This is a genomic window from Flavobacterium sp. (assembly GCF_027482425.1).
In the GTDB taxonomy this organism is placed as follows: Bacteria; Bacteroidota; Bacteroidia; order Flavobacteriales; family Flavobacteriaceae; genus Flavobacterium.
Window position 1 is genome coordinate 15265 of record NZ_JAIXWA010000029.1, and the last position, 22667, is coordinate 37931.

18 protein-coding genes are annotated in these 22667 nt (G+C 41.0%); 8 read left to right on the top strand and 10 right to left on the bottom strand.

Annotated features, from left to right (window positions below):
• Positions 1-6: 6 nt before the first annotated feature.
• The 10 genes from bioA to Q0037_RS02950 all read right to left on the bottom strand — a co-directional run bounded on the left by bioA (position 7) and on the right by Q0037_RS02950 (position 14682).
• Positions 7-1278, bottom strand: a complete 1272-nt coding sequence (gene bioA / locus Q0037_RS02905; protein ID WP_297515198.1) for an adenosylmethionine--8-amino-7-oxononanoate transaminase — start codon at positions 1276-1278, stop codon at positions 7-9.
• 87 nt (positions 1279-1365) lie between these two features.
• Entirely contained in the window at positions 1366-1986 is a 621-nt protein-coding gene (gene bioD / locus Q0037_RS02910; protein WP_297515201.1) for a dethiobiotin synthase, read from the bottom strand.
• 167 nt (positions 1987-2153) lie between these two features.
• Entirely contained in the window at positions 2154-3332 is a 1179-nt protein-coding gene (locus tag Q0037_RS02915; protein ID WP_297515204.1) for an 8-amino-7-oxononanoate synthase, read from the bottom strand.
• Between the two features lie 203 nt (positions 3333-3535).
• Entirely contained in the window at positions 3536-3817 is a 282-nt protein-coding gene (locus tag Q0037_RS02920) for a F0F1 ATP synthase subunit epsilon (protein WP_297515207.1), read from the bottom strand.
• 78 nt (positions 3818-3895) lie between these two features.
• The gene (gene atpD, locus Q0037_RS02925; protein ID WP_297515210.1) at positions 3896-5407 is read right to left on the bottom strand and encodes a F0F1 ATP synthase subunit beta; all 1512 of its coding nucleotides are present in this window, start codon (positions 5405-5407) and stop codon (positions 3896-3898) included.
• Between the two features lie 220 nt (positions 5408-5627).
• The gene (locus Q0037_RS02930; protein ID WP_297515213.1) at positions 5628-7181 is read right to left on the bottom strand and encodes a G-D-S-L family lipolytic protein; all 1554 of its coding nucleotides are present in this window, start codon (positions 7179-7181) and stop codon (positions 5628-5630) included.
• A 23-nt stretch (positions 7182-7204) separates the two neighbouring features.
• Positions 7205-10057: a TonB-dependent receptor gene (locus tag Q0037_RS02935; RefSeq protein ID WP_297515216.1), complete on the bottom strand. Its 2853-nt coding sequence runs from the start codon at positions 10055-10057 to the stop codon at positions 7205-7207.
• 255 nt (positions 10058-10312) lie between these two features.
• Complete coding sequence (gene glmS, locus Q0037_RS02940; RefSeq protein ID WP_297515218.1) at positions 10313-12160, bottom strand: glutamine--fructose-6-phosphate transaminase (isomerizing); 1848 nt, start codon at positions 12158-12160, stop codon at positions 10313-10315.
• Positions 12161-12172: 12 nt separating this feature from the next.
• Positions 12173-13870: a DUF4270 domain-containing protein gene (locus Q0037_RS02945; RefSeq protein WP_297515221.1), complete on the bottom strand. Its 1698-nt coding sequence runs from the start codon at positions 13868-13870 to the stop codon at positions 12173-12175.
• Positions 13871-13878: 8 nt separating this feature from the next.
• Positions 13879-14682: a glycogen/starch synthase gene (locus tag Q0037_RS02950; protein ID WP_297515224.1), complete on the bottom strand. Its 804-nt coding sequence runs from the start codon at positions 14680-14682 to the stop codon at positions 13879-13881.
• 120 nt (positions 14683-14802) lie between these two features.
• Here Q0037_RS02950 and panC point away from each other — a divergent pair, with 120 nt between their 5' ends.
• Genes panC through Q0037_RS02990 form a run of 8 tightly spaced genes read left to right on the top strand, consistent with a single transcriptional unit; the run spans position 14803 to position 22616 of the window.
• On the top strand, positions 14803-15651 hold the full coding sequence (panC, locus tag Q0037_RS02955; RefSeq protein WP_297515227.1) for a pantoate--beta-alanine ligase: 849 nt from the start codon (positions 14803-14805) through the stop codon (positions 15649-15651).
• A gap of 14 nt (positions 15652-15665) precedes the next feature.
• Positions 15666-16016, top strand: coding sequence for an aspartate 1-decarboxylase (gene panD, locus Q0037_RS02960; RefSeq protein WP_297515230.1), 351 nt, complete (start codon positions 15666-15668; stop codon positions 16014-16016).
• Positions 16017-16021: 5 nt separating this feature from the next.
• A complete protein-coding gene (locus tag Q0037_RS02965) occupies positions 16022-16984 on the top strand; it encodes a lysylphosphatidylglycerol synthase transmembrane domain-containing protein (protein ID WP_297515232.1) in 963 nt (320 codons plus the stop codon).
• 45 nt (positions 16985-17029) lie between these two features.
• Positions 17030-18184, top strand: a complete 1155-nt coding sequence (locus tag Q0037_RS02970) for an alpha/beta hydrolase-fold protein (RefSeq protein ID WP_297515235.1) — start codon at positions 17030-17032, stop codon at positions 18182-18184.
• A 16-nt stretch (positions 18185-18200) separates the two neighbouring features.
• Positions 18201-19559, top strand: coding sequence for a DNA repair protein RadA (gene radA / locus Q0037_RS02975; protein ID WP_297515238.1), 1359 nt, complete (start codon positions 18201-18203; stop codon positions 19557-19559).
• Positions 19556-21520: a transglycosylase domain-containing protein gene (locus Q0037_RS02980; RefSeq protein ID WP_297515242.1), complete on the top strand. Its 1965-nt coding sequence runs from the start codon at positions 19556-19558 to the stop codon at positions 21518-21520. The genes radA and Q0037_RS02980 overlap by 4 nt, the downstream gene beginning before the upstream one ends.
• Positions 21521-21572: 52 nt before the next feature.
• Complete coding sequence (locus Q0037_RS02985) at positions 21573-22031, top strand: hypothetical protein (protein ID WP_297515245.1); 459 nt, start codon at positions 21573-21575, stop codon at positions 22029-22031.
• A 54-nt stretch (positions 22032-22085) separates the two neighbouring features.
• Positions 22086-22616 (top strand): hypothetical protein, encoded by a 531-nt coding sequence (locus tag Q0037_RS02990; protein ID WP_297515248.1) that lies wholly within the window; start codon positions 22086-22088, stop codon positions 22614-22616.
• Positions 22617-22667 lie beyond the last annotated feature (51 nt).

The following is a 22667-nucleotide window of genomic DNA, read 5'->3' on the forward strand; positions in this document are numbered from 1 at the left end:
GTAAAGTTAGTCGATTTCTAAAGCCGCTTCTACTACTTCATACACTTTTTCCAATTGTGCATCCGTCATAATATACGGCGGTAAAATATAGATGATATTTCCAACGGGACGCAAAATCACCCCGTTTGCAATAAAGAATTGATACAAGCGGTTTCGAAAAGTACCGTAATAACTTTCCACGCCTTCACGCAAAATTTCCAACGCAAAAATCACCCCCAAAACGCGTGTCGTTTTTACCCGCGGATGTGCGTTCATTTTTTTAGCGAAAACCATATGTTTATGATGAATCCGTTGTATATTGGCTTGCATCTCCACAGATTCTAGCAATTCGATACTGGCTAATGCAGCCGCACAACCCGTGGGATTCGCTGTGAACGTATGTCCGTGAAACAAGGCTTTATTCACATCAGTATCTAAAAAACCGTCGAAGATTTCTTGGGTAAACGACGTAATGGCCATCGGAATCGTTCCTCCCGTTAAGGCTTTAGACAAACAAAGCATATCGGGATGTTCTGTCAAATAATCACAGGCAAAGTTCTTACCCGTTTTCCCAAAACCGGTCATCACTTCATCGGCAATCGTAAAGACACCATATTTGCGACACAACAGGATCATTTTATCCAAAACTTGGGCTGAATACATAACCATCCCAGCAGCCCCTTGGCATAAGGGTTCGAAGATAAATGCCGCATATTCACCCGTTTGTAATTGCTCTTCCAACACTTGTAAGGCATGAACTTCTTGCCCTTCCACCGGCACGGGAATACGGTATACATCAACGAGTGAACCCTGAAATGCTTCGGTAAAAAAAGTGATTCCACTCGAGGCCATTGCCCCAAAAGTGTCTCCATGAAAGGCATCGTCAAAAGCGAGAATACGGCGTCTAACCTCCTTTTTATTATAAAAAAACTGCATAGCCGCTTTAAGTGCTACCTCCACAGCGGTCGAACCGTTATCGGAAAAGAAAAGCTTTTTTTGATTGGAAGGCAAAAGTGAAATTAACTTCTCGGCCAATTCTACGGCAGGTTTATTGGTAAAACCGCCAAACAAAACGTGTTCGAGTGTGGTCAATTGTTTGTAAATCGCCTCCGCCATCACCGGATTGGAATGCCCATACGGATTCACCCACCAAGAAGCAATGGCATCCAAATATTCTTTTCCATGTTCATCCCACAGCACAGCCCCTTGTCCTTTGACAATGGCGGGTAACAAACCTACCGTTTGGTGTTGTGTATACGGATGCCAGTTATAGAGCTGGTCTTTTTCGGATAAATTCATATACTATAGCGTAAAGTAGAAAACAACAACAGGAAAGACTGATCGGCATCACTCTTTCTTCTTGCTTCTTTCCTCTTTTTTCTTTACTTATTCCAATTTCAACAAGGACTCGCGCAATTGCTCGGCATAATCGCGTACTACGTTTTGGTCAAAATACGGTTCGTTATTGATTCTTCCTAAAAAGGGAATTCCTGTTTTTTGTAAAATAATGGATTCCGTCGGCTCATGTTCATCCCCTGAAAAAATTATTCCTGCTATTTTTACCTTTCGCGCGTGCAACGCTTCAATCGTCAACAACGTATGATTGATGCTACCCAAATAATGGCGCGAAACCACAATCACTTGATAATCGGGACGAATCAAATCGATGACACAATCGTTAGCATTTAACGGTACAAAAACGCCACCCGCCCCTTCAATCACCAAATGATTCTCGGTTTTTGGTTCTTGAATTTGCGCAATATCTATCGTGATGTGATCGATTGCTGCCGCTAGATGCGGACTCGCAGGCGTATGTAACGCATAGGCATTGGGGTGAAATTGCGTTTTGGTGTTGGACACACGTCGTTTGACTTTATGTGTGTCACTGTCTTCCAAATCACCCGCTTGAACTGGCTTCCAATAATCGGCTTCCAACGCTTCAGTTACAATGGCCGCCACTACAGTTTTCCCTACATCGGTTCCAATACCTGTAATAAATAATTTCATTCCATTCATTTTTGGCAAAGTTCGGGAAGTGAACGGAAATTCCCATCAAATTTTAACGAAAGCTTATTAATTTGGGCGGTACCTTCGGCCCGGGCTATCCGCAGTGCCGACTTTCCTTGCGTCTGGCAGGGCACTTCGCTACTACCTGCCTGCCGAAAGGTAGGTCTCTACCGCAATTCCTGCTCTTGCTGAAACAGTGTGCTCGCCAAAAGCTCCAGCACAGCAGTAATGGATTCCAATGGTGTATACACATGCAAACAAAAGCGCAGGCGTTCTTGTCCTTCAGGAACGGTAGGTGACAAAATGGGTTTCACCTCAAAACCTGCCGCTTGTAGCGTTTGGGCTAAGTGACGAACTTTTCCATTCCCTGGCACAATAGCGCAGTGAATCGCCGACTTAGAATACACAAATAGCGGTTGGAGTCCGAGACGCTTAATCTCCTGATTCATGTGCACAATGCGGGATTGCAAGGCTTTGACAGTGGCCTTTTCTTGTTGCAAAAACTGATACGCCACATAGATTGTAGCCACAGCATGCGGTGACAATCCGGTAGTATAAATAAAACTTCGGGCGAAATTGACCAAGTAGGTTTGTAAATCGTGACTTCCCAATACTGCAGCACCATGACAGCCCAAGCCTTTTCCAAAGGTTACGATTCGGGCAAAAATACGTGAATGCAATTGTAAATACTGAGTGACGCCTTCACCATATTCACCCATGATTCCTAGAGCATGCGCTTCATCAACTACTAGCAAGGCGTTATAGTATTCACACAATTGTACAATTTCTTCCAGCGGTGGTGTGTCGCCATCCATCGAATAGACCGTTTCAAGCGCTACATAGATTTCGAAGTTATGATCAGCGGTTCGTTTTTCACTCCATTTTTCAAGAGCTTGTTGTAGATCTTCGGGATCGTTATGGTTAAATTTATAGGATTTGGCGTTACTCAATTGGAGTCCGTCCCGTATAGACGCATGACAGAGTTCGTCATATAAAATAACATCGCCGCGTTGGGGCACGGCGCTAAAAAACCCGACATTAGCATCATAGCCCGAATTAAAAATCAGGGCCGATTCGGCTTGATGAAATTGGGCGATTCGAGTTTCCGTTTCGGTATACAAGGCATGATTACCAGAGATGAGGCGCGAACCTGTTGCGCCATTGAACTTGAAATTCCGTATGGTAAGAAAATCATGTACGGCATCAAAAAGCGCTTCATTGCGCGTAAATCCCAGGTAATCGTTGGAGGAAAAATCTTCCCTATTTGCATAAACGGGCAAGAGGCGCAAGGCATTTTCGGCTTGGCGTTGTTGTAACTTATGCTGCAGCTTTTCTGGAAATTTCATCGTTCAAATATAAGGGATTTAGCCCGGAACTTCCTCATTTCGGCAGTAAGGTCGCAGCGGCATCCTCCCGACGTTAGAAGGGAGACCTACCCAAGGTAGAGAAGTACAGCGGAGAGCCGGAATACCTGGCGGCTGGAAGGACTCCAAATAAAAAACCCGACACAAGAATGCATCGGGTTTTGTTTATTTTGAATTAGTCGGAATTAATCGGCTAAAACTATGACTTTATTGTCTTTCATTTCGATCGTTCCCGAGTTAATGGCTAGACTATAGTTTTGGTCGTTAATTTTGGTAAAGCGACCTTTTACAGTTTCGTCAAAATTGAAGGAACTCGCTGTAATTTTCACAGCACCGTCTTTCAAAATAGAAACGATAGGAGCGTGGTTATTTAAGAGTTGGAAGGATCCATCTACACCAGGAAGCGATACAGAAGTAACTTCTCCTTTAAACAACGTAGCTTCGGGTGATACTATTTCTAAAATCATTAGATATTATTTTAAATTTTTAAATTTTAGATTTTAAATTAATTTATAATTCAAAATTTATAATTTAAAATAGTTGAATTATGCTTCTGCTAACATTTTTTGACCCGCTTCGATCACGTCCTCGATAGTTCCTTTCAAGTTGAAAGCCGCTTCGGGTAAGTGGTCTAATTCACCGTCAATAATCATGTTAAATCCTTTGATGGTATCCTTAATATCTACCAATACTCCTGGGATACCGGTAAACTGCTCTGCTACGTGGAACGGCTGTGACAAGAAACGTTGTACACGACGTGCACGTGATACCGCCAATTTATCATCTTCAGACAACTCCTCCAAACCTAAGATAGCGATGATGTCTTGCAATTGTTTGTATTTTTGAAGAATCTCTTTCACGCGTTGCGCACAGTTGTAGTGCTCATCACCTAAGATTAGTGGAGTTAAAATACGTGAGGTTGAATCTAGAGGGTCTACCGCAGGGTAAATCCCTAACTCAGCAATTTTACGAGACAATACGGTGGTAGCATCCAAGTGGGCAAACGTTGTTGCAGGCGCTGGATCCGTTAAGTCATCCGCAGGAACATAAACCGCTTGTACGGAAGTAATCGAACCTTTTTTTGTTGAGGTAATACGCTCTTGCATCACACCCATTTCAGTAGCTAATGTAGGTTGGTACCCTACCGCAGAAGGCATACGTCCTAACAATGCAGACACCTCAGAACCCGCTTGTGTAAAACGGAAGATGTTATCTACGAAGAACAATACGTCTTTTCCTTGATCAGAACCGGCACCATCACGGAAATACTCAGCGATAGAAAGACCTGACAACGCCACACGAGCACGGGCTCCTGGTGGTTCGTTCATCTGACCGAATACGAATGTCGCTTTGGATTCGCGCATTCCTGCTTTATCTACTTTTGACAAATCCCATCCTCCATTTTCCATAGAGTGCATGAAATCGTCACCATATTTAATAATTCCCGACTCCAACATCTCACGTAATAAGTCGTTTCCTTCACGGGTACGTTCCCCTACACCAGCAAATACAGATAGACCTCCGTGACCTTTTGCGATGTTGTTAATCAATTCTTGGATCAATACGGTTTTACCTACACCGGCACCTCCGAACAAACCGATTTTACCTCCTTTTGCGTACGGCTCAATCAAGTCAATTACTTTAATCCCTGTGAACAATACTTCCGTTGAAGTAGATAGTTCGTCAAATTTAGGAGCTGCTTTGTGGATTGGCATTCCATTTGCCCCTTCTTTTGGCAAATCTCCCAAACCATCAATTGCATCCCCAACTACATTAAATAAACGACCATAAATATCAGAACCAATAGGCATTTGAATCGGCGCCCCAGTAGCTTGAACTGTTGTTCCTCGGCTCAATCCGTCAGTTGAATCCATAGAGATGGTTCGAACGGAATCTTCTCCGATATGTGACTGAACCTCAAGGATTAACTTAGAGCCGTCTTGTTTTACAATTTCCAAAGAATCATAAATTTTAGGTAACTCATGTTCTTTTGTATTGAACACCACGTCAACAACCGGACCGATGATCTGTGAAACTTTTCCTATTGCGTTTGACATTGCTTATGTATTTATTTAATAGCGAATTAGATTTGAAAAAACGTCGGTTTTTTTTCGAGTGCAAAGATAGGTTTTACAAATAGAAAATCAATACAAAAAAGCGATTTTTTTAACCCTTTTTTGATTTTTTCGAAGTGCATTGCCCGAACCATAATTAATTCAACAGAAAACAAAAAACCACCGGGAATACCGATGGTTTTGATTTGTTTTGGGTTTGAGACTACAAACTCGCTGGGAATAAAATTCGGAAATCACCGAGATTATACCCCTTAAAATTGGAGCCATATGTAGTGTTAATTGCTTTTAAAAATTCGTTAGCAATTAAACCATATCCTCTTGGACTTGGGTGTACGCCATCCAATGAAAATCCACCCCCAGTAACGTAAGTTGAACGCACTGTGAATCCGTCTCGTGAAATTCCAGTAGTTGCTACTTGGTTAAGCAGTGTATTGGCATCTACAAAAGCTAACCCTTTGGAAGAAGCAATAGCCGCAATCGAATTATTGAATGCAGTAGTAGCTGTTTTTACCTCAGCAGCTTCAGCAGCGGTCAATGTTGTATTATCTTGCATTGGGAAAGAAACCCCCACCGTATTGAAAGGTGCTGGAGCACTTGTGGAAGTGGTACCAATTACACCTCGAGCAGATAGTAAAATAAAATCACGTGAACCCGTTGTATTTCTAGCATGACGTGCTCTACCATACAAGCCTCCAACAAACGTTGCTGTCGTTGGCCCAAGAACTGGAGTTAAAGCATTAGTGATGGCTGCCGACAAATCGACAAGCGATTCATCTTGAATCAACAACGGATTATTTTCAACGGTTGATGCATTTCCGTCATCTGCCACTAACGTTTGGAAACGGTTGGGTTGCCCGATAGCTGTGGTAATTTGATTCACCGCTCCAAATAACAAATTCAATTGTCCAGCACTAGCCGCGGGTAATCCTGGTATTGGATTGGTGGGAACAGTTGTGAAAAAGGGTACAGCAGTAACATCAGGAATATTGGCCACAACCCCTTTAGCACCACTTGTGGTAAGACCATCAACCAATGTGGTGTAAACACTATTGAAAACCGTAGGATCTGTAATGTCGTTACTTCCATAGGTAGCTGGATTTAAGTTTCCTGTTTGATTAACTCCTGAACCGCCAGAAGTAGCATAAGCTAAGACATCATTGTTTCCAATCCATAATGAGAAAAATGTTGGACTTTGCGCTACAGCATCCGCCAAAAGATTTGCAGAAGGACTACTTGCAAAACGCACATAATAAGGATTGGCTTGACCTGAAAGTACGCCTGCTGCGTTCCCGTAACCGTTGGCTAACAAATGGAAACTTTTGGCGCCAGGAACTCCCATGTTGTTGAATGGGCCTGTTAACACATTGGTAACCTCTGTAGAAGGCACTCCAGATACATTTACTGGAGCCATACCGTTGAAGAACAGACGTGTTCCTTGAATGGGGGTTCCGCCTAATAAAAGACCACCCACATTATCATTCATATAAGGCACTTTAAACTCTCCACCGCCCACTAAAGCAAATTTTTGAGCCATCAAGTTGGGATAAGAACCTTTTTGCCCTTCGATAAACAAGGCATTATCAGAAAATCCTGCTGTGAGCGAATTTCCTAAAGCTACAAACTTTGAAAAATTAGCCGTTCCAGCCGTTAAAGGAAGTCCATCCGATGAATTGGCATCGGCCACTGGATCATCGTCGCTACTACATGCTGTCAAGGTAAGTGCTACCAAAAACAACCATTTATAATTCTTTATCATGAGATCGAATGTTTTTATTAAAATTAAGGATTGATGGTTAAAGAAGCAAAATATTGACTTCCGATAAATCCGGCACCTAATACTTGTTGGTATTCGTTACCTAAGATATTAGTAGCTCCGATTTTTAGAACCGATTTCAACTTCGGTAAATTGTAGTTGATTTGTGCGTCAAACACAGTAGCTTCGTCAATCCATCCGTCCACGAAAGTTGATTCCCATCGGTAACCCGTATTCCAACGTCCACTGATGCTAAATCCGAAGTTTTTAAACAAATTATCATTGCTGATACTTGCTTTTACACGGTGTTTCGGCGTATTGAATCCCGCTTCAAATCCAGGATCTTGATCTTGATCATAATCAAACTCTGCAAAGTTGTAGTTGGCACTAAACTCAAAGTTTTTAGGCAAACGGTAGTTAAATCCTGCTCCAAAACCTAGAGAACGAACTTCAACACCTGTATTTGTATACAATTGGAAAACACGTGTATTACCTGTTACCAATGCATCAATAGACTGCGCTCCTGTGTTGGTAGGCCCTGCTAATGGATTGGGAGCGTCTTGTGCCACCCCGTACAATGGAGTTACAACGTTAACGTTTCCAATAAAGTCGTTATAGATGTTATAGTATCCTGTAATATCATACGACAAATTCTTAATTTGACCACGGTAACCCAATTCAAAGGCTTTTACCGTTTCTGGTTGTACCAAATTTACGTTAGCTCTTCGCAACAAAGCGGAAGCTGCAATTGGATCGGTTCCCGCTAAGGCTGCAAATTGAGCTGCTGAAGCAGCAGTATACGAATTGAAGTATGCATTATTACCGTTGATTGTTGTAGAGGTACCACCTACGATGGCTTGCCCTGAAGCAGAAGTAATCGGTAATGTTTCCGTATATCGGTCTAAGTTGTCAGGAGCAGAACCTAACAAAACCGCACTACCTACGTTGAACCCAATGTATTGATCTTGGGTAGTTGGGTTACGGAAACCCGTTTGGAATGAAGCACGGAAGTTGTGATTACGTTGCTCACCCGCCGAGTACACCAAAGACAAACGTGGTGAATAATCCCCATTAAAGTTTTGTGATTTATCATAACGAATAGATCCTGTAAACTTCAAACGGTCATCCATAAATTTCTTTTGTACTTGCGTATAAATTCCGTATTCACGGTATAAAATATCCGTTCCTTTATCGGTATAAATACGACCCAAGGAGTTCAATTCATACATACGGAAGGATCCACCCACTTGAATTTCTGCAAACTTGACTACGTCTTTGAAATTATAGTTGGCGTCAGAGTGATATAATTTGGAGTCATCCACTAATCGTGACCCTGTAAGTACATTTGGGTCAGCAATAACACGGTTAAATGCTGCTTGGAATTCAGGTGTACCTGGAATCAAACGCCCCGTATCAGCTACACCGCGTGCCGCAGCATGGGCTTGAGCAGGTGTCGCTCCCGCTAATGTAGATTGTACATAAGCACCAGCATATTGACCAAACCATGTAGCATCTGGTTTCCACTGACGGTTTACGTTTAATCCAGTAAACAACATATCATAAGAGTTTCCACCATCTTCCGTTGTGAAATATCCACGCACGAAATAGTTTTTCCCTTTAAATTCTAATTTATGTTGTTGCATGAAGAAACCATTCAAATAGTAACGATTCGCTCCTTGATAAACTGTATTTCCAAAACCAAATTTACTTTGCCAAATGATTTCGTTATCATCGCCCCAAGGTTTGAAATGCAAAGAGAAATCAACTTTAGCATTTTTCACTTTGTTATCGGTCAAATCAACTTCGTTGTACCCTGTACGACTTACATTATAATTTGGTAAGATTTGTTGGAAAACCGCAAATTGGGCAGGTGTAATTGCTCCTGCATTTAAAAGTCCAGTAGCCACACCACGTAAATTAGTAGAGGCCTCATCGCCGTAAACATTAATACCATTGTAGTTGTGAAAAGAACGATCTAAACCTACATTGTTTACTAAATCTCTATCGCGGTAGTCTGTTGCAAACCAATCGGTTCCTGTCATAAACGAAAAGTTGGCTTTGGCAGCAAAATTCTTATTAAATGCATGCGCAACGCGTACACCATAGTCCGCATATTCATTGGTTCCTGCAGCACGTTGACTGGTTTGACCATACTTAACATATGCTGAAACACCCTGACTGGTAAAAGGACTTTTACTGGTCATAAATAAAATCCCGTTGAACGCGTTAGCTCCATACAATGCTGAAGAAGCACCTGGAAGTAATTCTACGCTTTGCACATCGATTTCAGAGATCCCAATCAAGTTCCCTAATACAAAGTTCAACAATGGAGAAGAGTTGTCCATTCCATCTACTAATTGCATGAAACGCGTGTTGGCTACCGTTGCAAAACCACGTGTGTTGATTGACTTAAACGACATACTACTCGTATTCATATGCACCTCTTTCAAGTTTTCTAAACCGTCATAAAAAGTGGGCGATGCCGAACGTTTGATGTCTTTCACGGTCATACGCTCAATAGTCACTGGCGATTCCCGAATACGCTCAGGCGTTCTCGAAGCAGAAATTACAATTTCATCCAATCTTGTATCCTCATTTTGCAACACAGCATCCACTTTTTGTGAAGCAGATGTTACTTGAACCTTTTGCGTGGCAAAACCAATGCTAGAGATCTCAAGGGTAAAAGGAGGTTTTTTGGACGTTTTCAAGGTAAACTTACCGTCAGCATCTGTTACTGCAGCGGCTGACTCTCCAGCCACCTTAACATTTGCCCCAGGTATGGGTTCGTTTTTACTGTCTTTTACCGAACCTGTAATGGTTGTTTGTGCAAAAGTCATCGCACAGAACAACAGCGTTACAAAAAGATGATAAATCCTCATTTGATTATATTTTGTTGGTTTAAGTAGCCAAAATACGAATAATTTTGATATTATAAATTATGCATACATAATTTTTAAAAAACTTCAATTTATTGGGACATTTTTACCCAATGTCGTTAAGCAATTTTAATTTTTAGCAGCATTAATCTGCGAATGAATGAAGAATCTACAACGTTTTCTTTGATTTATCATGAAAACAAAAAAAGCAGGGTTTAGGCCCTGCTTTTAAAATTTGTTTTATTTGTATAAAATTAGCTACTCAACGGTCACAGACTTTGCTAAATTACGCGGTTGATCGACATTGCATCCGCGTAAAACGGCGATATGATAGGATAATAACTGCAATGGAATAGTCGTAATGAGCGGTGATAGCGCATCGGAGGTTTCTGGAATTTCGATTACGTGATCGGCCAATTCTTTGACCTGAGTATCTCCTTTGGTTACAATCGCAATAATCTTACCACTTCGGGATTTGATTTCTTGAATATTACTTACAATTTTGTCGTAATGTCCTTGTTTTGGGGCAATAACTACCACGGGCATTTTTTCATCAATCAAAGCGATTGGCCCGTGCTTCATTTCGGCAGCAGGATACCCCTCAGCGTGGATGTATGAAATCTCTTTTAACTTAAGTGCACCTTCTAAAGCGACAGGGAAATTATACCCACGACCTAAGTACAAACAGTTGGGGGCATCTTTATAGATTTCAGCAATTTCTTTAGAAATAGTATTTGAATTTAGTGCCTCGGCTACTTTTTCAGGAATCAATTCCAACTCTTGCAAATAACGGAAATAATCCGAATTAGAAAGAGTTCCTTTTGCTTTCGCCAAACGCAAAGCAATCATCGTAAGTACGGTAATCTGTGTGGTAAAAGCCTTGGTAGAAGCCACTCCAATTTCAGGTCCAGCGTGCGTGTAAGCACCACCATTTGTTTCACGAGAAATAGACGAACCTACCACATTACACACCCCAAATACGAATGCCCCTTTTTCTTTAGCCAATTTAATGGCTGCTAAGGTATCGGCCGTTTCCCCCGATTGAGAAATAGCAATCACTACATCTTTGGGTGTAATGATTGGATTGCGATAGCGGAACTCGGAAGCGTATTCGACTTCAACAGGAATTCGAGCAAATTCTTCAATAACATATTCAGCTACTAATCCAGCATGCCAAGAAGTACCACAAGCTATAATCAAAATGCGATCGGCATTCAAAAATTTCTCTAAATTATCTTCCACGCCTGCCATTTGAATCAAACCTGTAGAGGCATGAAGACGTCCGCGGTAGGTGTCTTTGATAACATTGGGCTGCTCGTAAATTTCTTTTAACATAAAGTGATCGTAACCCCCTTTTTCAATTTGCTCCAAATTCATTTGCAACTCTTGAACATACGGGTCAACCAGAGAATCATCTTTAATTTTGCGAATTTTTAACGGCTTGTGTAAACGTACTATCGCCATTTCTTCATCCTCAAGATAGATGGCATTAGAGGTATATTCAATAAATGGCGAAGCATCAGAAGCAATAAAATACTCGTTTTCACCCACTCCAATGGCCAAAGGACTCCCTAAACGAGCTACTACAATCTCATCAGGTTTATTTTTGTCAAACACGCAAATGGCATACGCCCCTACCACTTGGTTTAAGGCTACTTGCACAGCTTTCCCTAATTTTAATCCATCTTTTTTCTGAACATCTTCAATCAAATTGACCAAGACTTCAGTATCCGTATCAGAAGTAAATGTGTATCCACGTTTAATAAGCTCTTTTTTTAAAGGCTCATAATTTTCAATAATCCCATTATGTATAATCGCCAAATTACCCGAATTGGACAAATGGGGGTGGGAGTTGACATCATTGGGTACTCCATGGGTAGCCCAACGTGTATGTCCCATCCCAATGGTTCCGTTGGTGGTAATTTCATGTTGGGAACGCGCTTCCAAATCGGAAACTTTTCCTTTAGTTTTACTGATTTTTAAATCCGTACCGTCATACAGCATCACACCGGCACTATCGTACCCTCTGTATTCTAGACGTTTTAAGCCTTTTATTACAATAGGATACGCTTCGCGATGCCCAATGTAGCCTACAATTCCACACATAACTTTGTTTGTTTAATCGGGTTTGGTATAATATACTTGTAAACGAATTCTTTTATTTTCAGGCACATTGGGGTGACCTCCATACAAGATAGTTCCCAATGGATTTACCACAGCCATAGCCGGGATATATTTATTGATGCGATTGGCAAAAGAAAATGGGTTGCGTAAAAAGGCACGATTCACGTTATTAATGTTCTCGGTCACCACCAATCCAAGCCGTACGTTGGTCGAATCGTTGTAGATAAGATTTTGGATATGACGGGTCAAACGAATCTTGTAAAATTCCCCACGCCCATCGCTGTCTTTGGAAATAATTCCACCATGAACAAACTTATTGTTTTTGACTGAAGCACTCGTCGATAAATCGGCAGAATAATCCACCAAGGGACGATTATTGTTCAAATCATACAATAAAATGCGGTTGGGCTCGGGCGCTTTTTTTCCATTAATGTCTGTAGGAAGTTGCATTTGATCTTTGTCAATATGAAAAACAAGGTTGGCTTCGTTCACCAACCATTTTTTTCCATCGGCGGGGTTGCGTAATCGATCGAGTTCATCGGAAATTCCATTGGGCGTGTTCACTTCATTCCCATTGACATCAAAACTAATATTATCGGTAGGATTGAATAAATTTAGCACAGCCATTGAACCTTGCCCACCTTTCAAATAAAGACGTTGATCGCCGTTGACCACATCGGGGGTTGAAATTGGGTTGACATAATCCGTTTCAAAGAAGTTAATGGTTCGGGGGCCAAAATTAAGCACCATTTTTTTACGAACTTTTTCAGTTCCTGAACTGGAGGCAAAATCTTTGTATAAGATTGTAATCGTGCCTCTTGAAAAATTCAATCGTGCCATTGCTCCTTGATTTTCAAAACCGGAAGCCGCTTCGGCTTTAAACAACAAGCCTCTGAAATAATTCCTAAAGGTATTATTATTCAAAAGTACACCTGAGGGTGCATTGATAATTTTATTCTCGAAAAATGTTTTATTTAAATTTAAATAAATACCGGGCGCCAATCGCTCTTTAACCGTACCACTTGGTCGTACTATTTTTAATTCCTTATCCCGAAATACAAATTGGTCGTTTTGACTAAAATCAGTAGTTGCAGGGGTGTCAGCATTGGTATTATCGGTATTGATTCGCTGACCGCCATTGGCTAAATTCCCTTCAAATTCTGCCAACTGATTGGAATAATAATATTGCGGTTGTTGCAAACCTGAAGACGGATCAAAATCTTGAATGGCATAGCCCGATTCGTAGACGCTCAATTTGATTTTAGGCAAAGTGGCTCCCGCTTGGTGGGCCGGTAAAATGGAATCCAATCGATAAATCGGATCCCCTGTAGTTTCATCAACATCAGTCAATGTAGCAAAGTAAGGTACATGCATGTATACCGAGTCAATGGTAATATCGTTGGCATAAAAAATGGGGTTGGTTGCGGCTAATTCCAACTGAGTAACAATACTGGCTTTGGTTTTCCCAAACACGGGATTATTGTAATACCCTAAAGAATTTACCGCCATATCGTTGGCTTGCACTGCGCCTGTATTTTGGTTGTAAGCCATAACATCAAAGTAGGTTTGGTCTAACCCATAGTGATCTTCCCCTACTAAATCGATTCCTACATTGGTAAAATCTTTGTCACAAGAAACCAAAGTCACTAAAGACACTACGCCTAAGAATCGTAAAAAACTTGAAAAATTCATATGCTTTATTATAACATTTGCTTGTAAAAAGAAGTATAGGCTTCTGCAAACGCTTCTTTTGGGGTGAAAGGTAAAAAAGGTTTTCCGGATGATGCTATAATTTTTGTTAAACCTCCATCCAAATCTTCTGAGCCCACGATAATTCCATCGGAATGCGCAATAGCAACCTGCATCCAATTCTGATAATTGGGTTCCGCAAGTGGCGCCAACGATTCAGCAGGAACCCCGTCAAACTTAATTTTTTCAATAGCTTCTTTATCTAATAACCCTTCGAAACCGGAATTATAAACTGAGGTTACAATTTTGGTGTCGGAAAACAAAGCTTCGTGCTTGTAAAAGTGCTTCATGTACACGGGCAACATCGAAGCTAACCAGCCGTGAACATGAATAATATCTGGCACCCAATTTAATTTTTTGACTGTTTCTACAACACCTTTGGCAAAAAATATGGCACGCTCATCGTTATCAGGGTATAAAACACCTTCTTCATCTGTAAACGTTGATTTCCGTTTGAAATACTCGTCATTATCAATAAAATAAACCTGAATACGCTCTTTAGGAATGGAAGCTACCTTGATAATTAAAGGCATATCCACATCATTCACCACTAAATTCATTCCCGAAAGACGAATCACTTCATGTAACTGGTGTCTTCGTTCATTGATGTTCCCATAACGAGGCATAAAAATTCGTATTTGTCCGCCTTGATCGTTTATCATTTTGGGTACGTCATACGACATTAACGAAACCTCATTTTCGGCTAAATAAGGCACCACTTCAGACGACACATATAATATCCTCTTGTCTTCCATAGGTTGATTCTTGATTGGTTTTGGTTTTACTGTTGTTTAAAAAACAGGCAAAATTACAAAAAAATATGGTGTTTTACACGAAACCAACTAAGTTTGTACCGCAAATTTCAAAACAATTTCATGTTGGTTTTTGACAAAAAAGACGCACTTTCGCATCATTTAGACACACTTAGGCAACCCAAAACTACTTTAGGTTTTGTACCAACGATGGGCGCGTTACATCAAGGCCATCTCTCTTTGTTGGCACAGTCAGTGGATGAAAATGACATTACGGTGATTAGTATTTTTGTCAATCCAACGCAATTTAATAATCCAGAAGATTTGGAAAAATACCCCCGCACATTGGAAAGCGACATTCAAAAAGTAGGAACGATTTCACCCGACATTCTTATTTACGCGCCTACTGTTTCGGATATTTACAACGGAAAAACCGAATCCAAGTCATATTCTTTTGAAGGCTTGGAACACCAAATGGAAGGGAAATATAGACCAGGACACTTTGATGGTGTAGGAACCGTAGTGAAAAAACTTTTTGAAATTGTAACCCCTACGAAAGCCTATTTTGGAGAGAAAGATTTTCAACAACTCCAAATCGTCAAAAAACTGGTTACCAAAGAGCAACTTCCTGTAGATATAGTAGGTTGCCCTGTATTTAGAGAGGCCAATGGCCTAGCCATGAGTTCGCGCAATGAACGTTTGAGTACAACGGAACGCAAAGAAGCCGCTATAATTTATGCTACCTTACAAAAAACAGCCAGACAATTCTCCAAACAATCCATAGCAAAAACCCGACAAATGGTCGTAGACATCTTTGCCAAAACCCCGCTTTTTCAACTGGAATACTTTGAAATTGCCGAAGAAACCACGTTAAAACCAGCGCTGAGAAAACAAAAAAACAGAAAATACCGTGCTTTTATTGCTGTTTTTGCAAACAATGTGCGACTCATTGATACCATTTCATTAAATTAATTTACCTTTGCCCCATGCAAATTCAAGTAGTTAAATCCAAGATTCACCGCGTAAAAGTTACCGGTGCCGATTTGAATTACATCGGTAGTATCACCATCGACGAAGCGTTGATGGAAGCCTCCAATATTATTGAAGGTGAAAAAGTATCCATTGTAAATATCAACAATGGCGAACGCTTTGAAACCTACGTGATTAAAGGAGCGCGTCAATCGGGTGAAATCACCTTAAACGGACCCGCAGCTCGAAAAGTTCAATCGGGCGACATCATCATTATTATTGCTTATGCTACCCTCGAATTTGAGGCGGCCAAATCGTTTACCCCTTGGTTGGTGTTCCCCGATGAAACCACCAACTTGTTGAAATAACCTTTGTGAACAAGCAAATCAAAAATGTATTGTTGATTATCATTCCATTACTTTTAGGTTGTGGAATAATCTATTACCAATACCAATCGCTCTCTCCAGAAGCCCTTCAAAATATCAAAACCAGCTTGTGGAAGGCCAATTATTTCTATGTGGCACTCTCACTATTAGTGGCCACTCTAGGGCATTGGCTACGCGCCTACCGATGGAAATATGCTTTGAATCACTTGGGATACTATCCAAAAACGCAAAATAGCTTTTTAACCGTAAGTGTTTCCTATTTAGTTAATTTGACCATCCCTCGATCGGGAGAAGTAACCCGTGCAGTGTTACTTAAAAAATATGAGGACGTTCCTTTTGACAAGGCTTTTGGCACCATCGTTGCCGAGAGGATTGTGGACTTAGCACTGTTTTTTCTTTTTGTCATCATTGGATTTGCCTTACAATTTGACACCCTCTACGGTTTTTTACAGGAACAAAATATCGGATTTCAATCTCTACTTTTAATCAGTGTAGGGTTTTTGGCAGTGATGGTGCTTTTTGTCCTGATTTGGATTTATGCCGAGTGGCCTATTATTCAAAAACTTAAGCTTAAATTTTCTGGACTTACTGAAGGCTTGCTTAGCGTTTATAAAATGGAAAAAAAATGGCACTATATTGGGCATTCTTTTCTGATTTGGGGATGCTATCTGGTCATGTTTTATATTCCCATTTTTGCGCTAAAAGAAACGCATGCCGTCGGTTTTGACGTCATTATTATGGGCTTTATCTTTGGCAGTTTAGCCATCGGGTTTACCAATGGAGGCATCGGCGCCTATCCGTTTTCAATCGCCTTAATCTTCGGATTGTATGGTATTCCCAATGAAACAGCCACTGCATTTGGTTGGTTGGTTTGGACTTCGCAAACGCTTCTCACCCTGTTTTTAGGTATGCTATCTTATCTTTTGTTACCCCTACTAAATCGAAAATAATTCCTATATTGGTAGTCGCTTACTGCAACCTAACCCATATAAAACATGAAAAAAATAATCCTGCTTTTAGTACTTGCCCTGAGTCTAAACGGATTTGGACAAGTCATTAAAGACAGTATTTTTTCCAATCGCTTGGACAAATACCGTTACCTTTCCATTTCATTGCCCCCTTCTTACGGAAAAGACGCTAAACGTGCCTATCCGCTGCTTTTGGCTTTGGATGGAGATTATTTGTTTGATCCTATTCAAGGCACTTTAAAATACGCTTATTATTGGGATGATTTGCCCGAAGTCATTTTGGTCGGATTGAACCACACCACCGATACCGAACGCGACGAAGAGTGTAAAGTCGATGAAACCACGGGACTTCCCGAGGGCATGGGAGAATCGTTTTTTGAGTTTATAGGGGGTGAACTCCTCCCTTATTTGCAAAAAAACCTGCGTATTGCCCCTTTCAAAATTGTCGCAGGACACGATGTCACCGCAGGGTTTATGAATTTTTACTTATACAAAGACAATCCGGTTTTCAATGCCTATATCTCCTTGAGTCCGGCGATGCCCTTGGAAATGGAAACGCGGATTCCCGAACGATTGGCGACGTTTCAAACTAACATGTTTTATTATTTGGCGTCTGCAGATGGCGACATCAAATCGATAAAAGATAAAGTAGTAACCTTGGATACACAAATGAAAGCGGCCAACTTAACCAAAGTAAACTACCGTTATGATGAGTTCAAAGGGTGTTCCCACTATTCATTGGTTCCTTTTGCAATTCCTAGTGCTTTGTATCAGTTTTTTTCGGTATACCAACCCATTTCGTCCAATGAATTTCAAGAAAAAATTGTGGTCTTACAGTCGGGTTATGTCGAATATTTGAAAAACAAGTACGATATGGTCGAAAAAGCATTGGGCATAAAAATGAATATTCGGTTCAATGACTTCAAAGCCATTGAAGCAGCCATTATCAAAAACAAAGCCTTCAACGAATTTGAACAACTCGCCCAGTTATCCCGCAAAGCCTATCCCCGATCTATGTTATTCGATTACCATATGGCACGTTTCTATGAAAACAATGACGATTTAAGAATGGCATTGAAACATTATCAAAATGCTTTACAACTGCAAGAAATTGGCGACTTAACCAAGGAAATGATGTTGGAGAAAATGGAAGAACTTAAACCTCAAGTCAAGAAAAAATAATCCCTCTTTACCCCCAATGGCGAAACTTAAAACAACTTTTTTCTGTCAAAATTGTGGCGCTCAATATGCCAAATGGCAAGGACAATGTAATGCTTGCAAAGCATGGAATACCATTGTTGAAGAAATCATTCAGAAAGAGGAAAAAGTAGCTTGGAAAGGAACTGTTGAAGTAAAAAAAGCGCCAAAACCTTTAAAGATAAAAGAAATTGATTCCGCGCAAGAAATTCGTTTGAACACGGGAGACGGCGAACTCAATCGAGTCTTGGGAGGTGGTATCGTACCAGGATCGGTTATTTTATTAGGAGGCGAACCGGGCATCGGGAAAAGTACGCTCTTATTGCAACTTTCGCTGATGTTACCCTACAAAACGCTTTATGTGTCGGGTGAGGAAAGTCAGAAGCAAATTAAAATGCGTGCCGAACGTATCAACCCGAATAATGAAAGTTGTTTTGTACTTACCGAAACCAAAACGCAAAACATCTTTCGTCAAATTCAAGAGGTCGACCCTGAAATCTTAATCATAGACTCGATCCAAACACTTCATACCGACTACATCGAATCGACTGCGGGGAGCATTTCTCAAATTCGAGAATGCACTGCCGAATTGATCAAATTTGCCAAAGAAACGAATGTTCCCGTCATTTTAATTGGCCACATCACCAAAGACGGGAATATCGCTGGGCCCAAGATTCTCGAGCACATGGTGGACACGGTACTACAATTTGAAGGCGACCGTAATCATGTGTACCGCATTTTGCGCGCCTTAAAAAACCGCTTTGGTTCAACGGCCGAATTGGGAATTTATGAAATGCAAGGTTCAGGTTTACGCGAAGTCACCAATCCCTCCGAAATATTGATTTCTCACCGCGAAGAAGAGCTCTCGGGCACGGCCATTGCTTCAACTTTAGAAGGGATGCGCCCGTTGATGATTGAAATTCAAGCGCTGGTTTCCACAGCTGTTTACGGAACACCGCAGCGCAGCACGACCGGATACAATGCCAAACGATTAAACATGATTTTGGCCGTATTGGAAAAACGGGCCGGATTCCGTTTGGGCACCAAAGACGTGTTTTTAAACGTCACAGGCGGCATTTCGGTAGACGATCCTGCCATAGATTTGGCCGTGGTGGGCGCTATTCTCTCGTCCAACGAAGATATTGCTGTTGGAAAAGAAGTTTGTTTTGCGGGAGAAGTAGGCTTGTCGGGCGAAATTCGTCCTGTCAACCGCATAGAACAACGTATACAAGAAGCTGAAAAATTAGGCTTTACCACCATTTTTGTGTCCAAATACAACAAAGTAACCTTACCTAATCTCAATATTAGAGTCGTTTTGGTGTCCAAAATTGAAGAAGTTGTTAGTGAATTATTTGGATGAAACGATTGAACTTTTCGCGCAAAAAAATCAAAACCATTGGATTCTGGATCCTTGGACTTCTGGTCTTAGGTATTGTATTGATTTTTGCCTTTCGTCAATCAATTTTAGAACAAATTATCGCCAAAGCTGCCGTGAAAATGAAATCCGAGTACCAATGCGAATTGGTCGTCGAAAATCCACATTTTGAGGGACTAGAACACATTGCAATCGACGGTATGAGTCTCACCCCACATCATGCCGACACGCTGGTACAGTTGGGACAAGTTCGAACTGGTTTTAACTTTTGGAAACTAATCACTGGAACGCTCCAAATCACCGATTTAGAAATCAATGGCGGTTATATTCAAGGGATAAAATCCAAAAACGGTTCCAATTTTGACACCTTCCTCCGAAAAAAAGAAAAAGAAAATACAGGAACAACGGTAGATTATGCCGAGCTCGCCAATCGGTTGACTTCTCGTTTTCTCAACCTGATTCCAACGCAAATGAATGTCAAAGGGTTTGCACTAAAAATCAATGATCAAGGCCATAAAGTCCAACTCGATTTTACCCAATTAACATTGCAGGAACAGCAACTCACCACAGCCATACAATTAACCGAAGGGAAAATACAACAGCAATGGCAGCTTTCGGGTATTGCCGATCCACGCAACCGAAAAGCTGATTTGATTTTTAAATCCCAAAAAAATGACACCCTCGTTTTGCCGTATTTACGTCATAAATTTCGACTAAAGACGGCTTTTCAATCGGCGGCTTTTCACATCGATGCTATGGGGTTGAGCGGGGGCGATTTTCATGCCGACGGGTTTGCTTCCATTCAAAAATTGGTGCTCAATCACCCAAAAATTGCTTCTAAAGATGTTGAAGTAGCCCAAGCCCGTGTGGACTTTCATTGGATAATCGGGGAACGCAGCATCGCCCTCGATTCAAGTTCGTTACTCACCCTCGGCAAACTCCAATGCCGTCCTTATCTTTTTTATCAAAATGAAGAAGGGAAAACCTATGCGTTGAAATTACAAATTCCCAAAACCAAAGCACAAGACTTTATTAATGCCCTACCCAAAGGCTTGTTTTCGCATTTTGAAGGCATGACTGCCACTGGAAATTTTAGCTATCAAGTGGACTTTAGATTCAATGATAAAAATCCTAATGCCCTTGTTTTTGAAAGTAAACTTCAACCCGAAAAATTGCAAATCACACACTATGGCGCGGCCGATTTAGGGAAAATAAATACCGAATTTGTGTATAGAGCCATCGAAAAAGGCGTCCCGCAACGCCCGATTCTCATTGGAAGCGGCAATTCATTGTACACCCCACTTTTAGAAATTTCACCCTATCTACAAAAATGCGTTTTGACCAGTGAAGACCCTTCATTCATGCGGCACCGTGGATTCATCAATGAAGCCTTTAAACAATCAATAGCCAAAAACATTCGTACCAAAAAATTTGCTCGTGGGGCAAGTACCATTAGTATGCAATTAGTGAAAAATGTGTTCCTTACCCGTGAGAAAACGCTTTCACGCAAATTGGAAGAAATTCTTTTGGTGTATATTTTAGAAAACCAACGCATTGCCACCAAAGAACGGATGCTTGAAGTCTATTTCAACATTATTGAATGGGGACCCGATGTTTACGGAATTGGGGAAGCAGCATCGTATTATTTTCAAAAAAAACCTTCAGAGCTGACGTTTAAAGAATGCTTGTTTTTGGCGACTATTATTCCCAAACCCAAAGGATTTATGTATCGCTTTGATGGGGCACAACAGCCCAAAAAGTTTGCCCAACAACAATTTGATTTCCTCACCCGATTGATGTTGCGCCGCCAACTGATTACCCCAAACGACACGCTAGGCTACCGTCAACCGCTACAAGTTATAGGTCCCGCTAGAGAACGCCTTCAATCCAAAATACGTGACACGGTCGTTATGGACAGTCTACGGTGGGATGAATTTGAATTCTAAACTATACGATTTCAAGGCCGTTTGCGTTAGTAATATACTAAATAGCTTCACTATGAAAACAACCTTTGGACTCCTCACCTTTTTGCTTTTAATTACTGCCGCTTGCCAACAAAATAAAGGGGCTCGGGAAATGATTGATTTTCCTGAAAGCCGTCAGTGGGTACAAAATGATGCTAAAAAACTAACCCTAACGCTCAAAGAAGCCGGAACTTATTCTGCTTTTGTTGAAGGAAGTGTCATTTATGGGTCACAATTTCCAAGTTTGCCTATGACATGGGAACTGACGGGAACCAACCGGAATGAAAACGGCACCCTTTCGCTGGCGCTGAAAAATGAAAAAGGGGAAGAATTGGGCGATTGTACCGGGGATGTTTGCGATGTCAAACAAGCGTTATTTACAGGAAAACCGTTCGAAGCTGGAACGTACACATTTACCCTAAAAAACACTTTTGAATTTCCGTATTTCCCCAACATTATTGCGCTTGGAATTTCGTTGGAAAAAGAAAAATAAAAGATCTTTCCAACCTTTTTCCTAAATGGCTCCTCTTTGTTGAAAAGCCATTGTATGAAAAAAATGCTCTTTCTGCCAGTATGTGTTATCCTTTGGAGTTTTACCCAAAGCGAAAATCCTTTGGAGAAATATTTAACCCGTATTACCGACCCTGAAATCATCAAACGGGATTTGGCGACTCTTGCGGTTTGGAATTCCAATCCTAAAAAAGAAAGCGATCAAAAAATCACACCCCAAAGCCAATGGGAACTCCTCTATTTTTATCATTCGGGATGGCATGAACACCATCCCAACCAACGAATGGATATTTCAGAAATTTATGTGGGCACTCCTGGAAACACCATCGCGGGTCAAACCCTATTGGATTTTACAAAATCACCCTATCAAGCGGAGTTAACTTACAGTGACAATCCGCTCCTAGCGAACATGCTTTCGGAAGCCCGCGGCGCACCTTACAATGGCAAATGGGTGGTCTTTTCGTTACGCGACAATCGCATCTGTTTGCGCTATGTGCACAGTTATCCGAATGGTAATCAATCAAGTTGGTACCACCGAAAAGAGTATTATTTCCAGTTAAAAAGATAAGATTCTAAACAATAGACCCTATGAAACCGTCGTTTATAAATACAACCAACC

Bases quoted from the DNA above. Each gene is read 5' to 3' on its own strand.
- radA (WP_297515238.1), top strand. From the start codon at position 18,201: ATGGCGAAACTTAAAACAACTTTTTTCTGTCAAAATTGTGGCGCTCAA.
- Q0037_RS02920 (WP_297515207.1), bottom strand. From the start codon at position 3,817: ATGATTTTAGAAATAGTATCACCCGAAGCTACGTTGTTTAAAGGAGAA.
- panD (WP_297515230.1), top strand. From the start codon at position 15,666: ATGCAAATTCAAGTAGTTAAATCCAAGATTCACCGCGTAAAAGTTACC.
- Q0037_RS02950 (WP_297515224.1), bottom strand. From the start codon at position 14,682: ATGGAAGACAAGAGGATATTATATGTGTCGTCTGAAGTGGTGCCTTAT.
- Q0037_RS02990 (WP_297515248.1), top strand. From the start codon at position 22,086: ATGAAAAAAATGCTCTTTCTGCCAGTATGTGTTATCCTTTGGAGTTTT.
- bioD (WP_297515201.1), bottom strand. From the start codon at position 1,986: ATGAAATTATTTATTACAGGTATTGGAACCGATGTAGGGAAAACTGTA.
- Q0037_RS02970 (WP_297515235.1), top strand. From the start codon at position 17,030: ATGAAAAAAATAATCCTGCTTTTAGTACTTGCCCTGAGTCTAAACGGA.
- Q0037_RS02945 (WP_297515221.1), bottom strand. From the start codon at position 13,870: ATGAATTTTTCAAGTTTTTTACGATTCTTAGGCGTAGTGTCTTTAGTG.
- Q0037_RS02935 (WP_297515216.1), bottom strand. From the start codon at position 10,057: ATGAGGATTTATCATCTTTTTGTAACGCTGTTGTTCTGTGCGATGACT.
- glmS (WP_297515218.1), bottom strand. From the start codon at position 12,160: ATGTGTGGAATTGTAGGCTACATTGGGCATCGCGAAGCGTATCCTATT.
- Q0037_RS02915 (WP_297515204.1), bottom strand. From the start codon at position 3,332: ATGAAATTTCCAGAAAAGCTGCAGCATAAGTTACAACAACGCCAAGCC.
- panC (WP_297515227.1), top strand. From the start codon at position 14,803: ATGTTGGTTTTTGACAAAAAAGACGCACTTTCGCATCATTTAGACACA.
- Q0037_RS02980 (WP_297515242.1), top strand. From the start codon at position 19,556: ATGAAACGATTGAACTTTTCGCGCAAAAAAATCAAAACCATTGGATTC.
- Q0037_RS02930 (WP_297515213.1), bottom strand. From the start codon at position 7,181: ATGATAAAGAATTATAAATGGTTGTTTTTGGTAGCACTTACCTTGACA.
- Q0037_RS02985 (WP_297515245.1), top strand. From the start codon at position 21,573: ATGAAAACAACCTTTGGACTCCTCACCTTTTTGCTTTTAATTACTGCC.
- bioA (WP_297515198.1), bottom strand. From the start codon at position 1,278: ATGAATTTATCCGAAAAAGACCAGCTCTATAACTGGCATCCGTATACA.
- atpD (WP_297515210.1), bottom strand. From the start codon at position 5,407: ATGTCAAACGCAATAGGAAAAGTTTCACAGATCATCGGTCCGGTTGTT.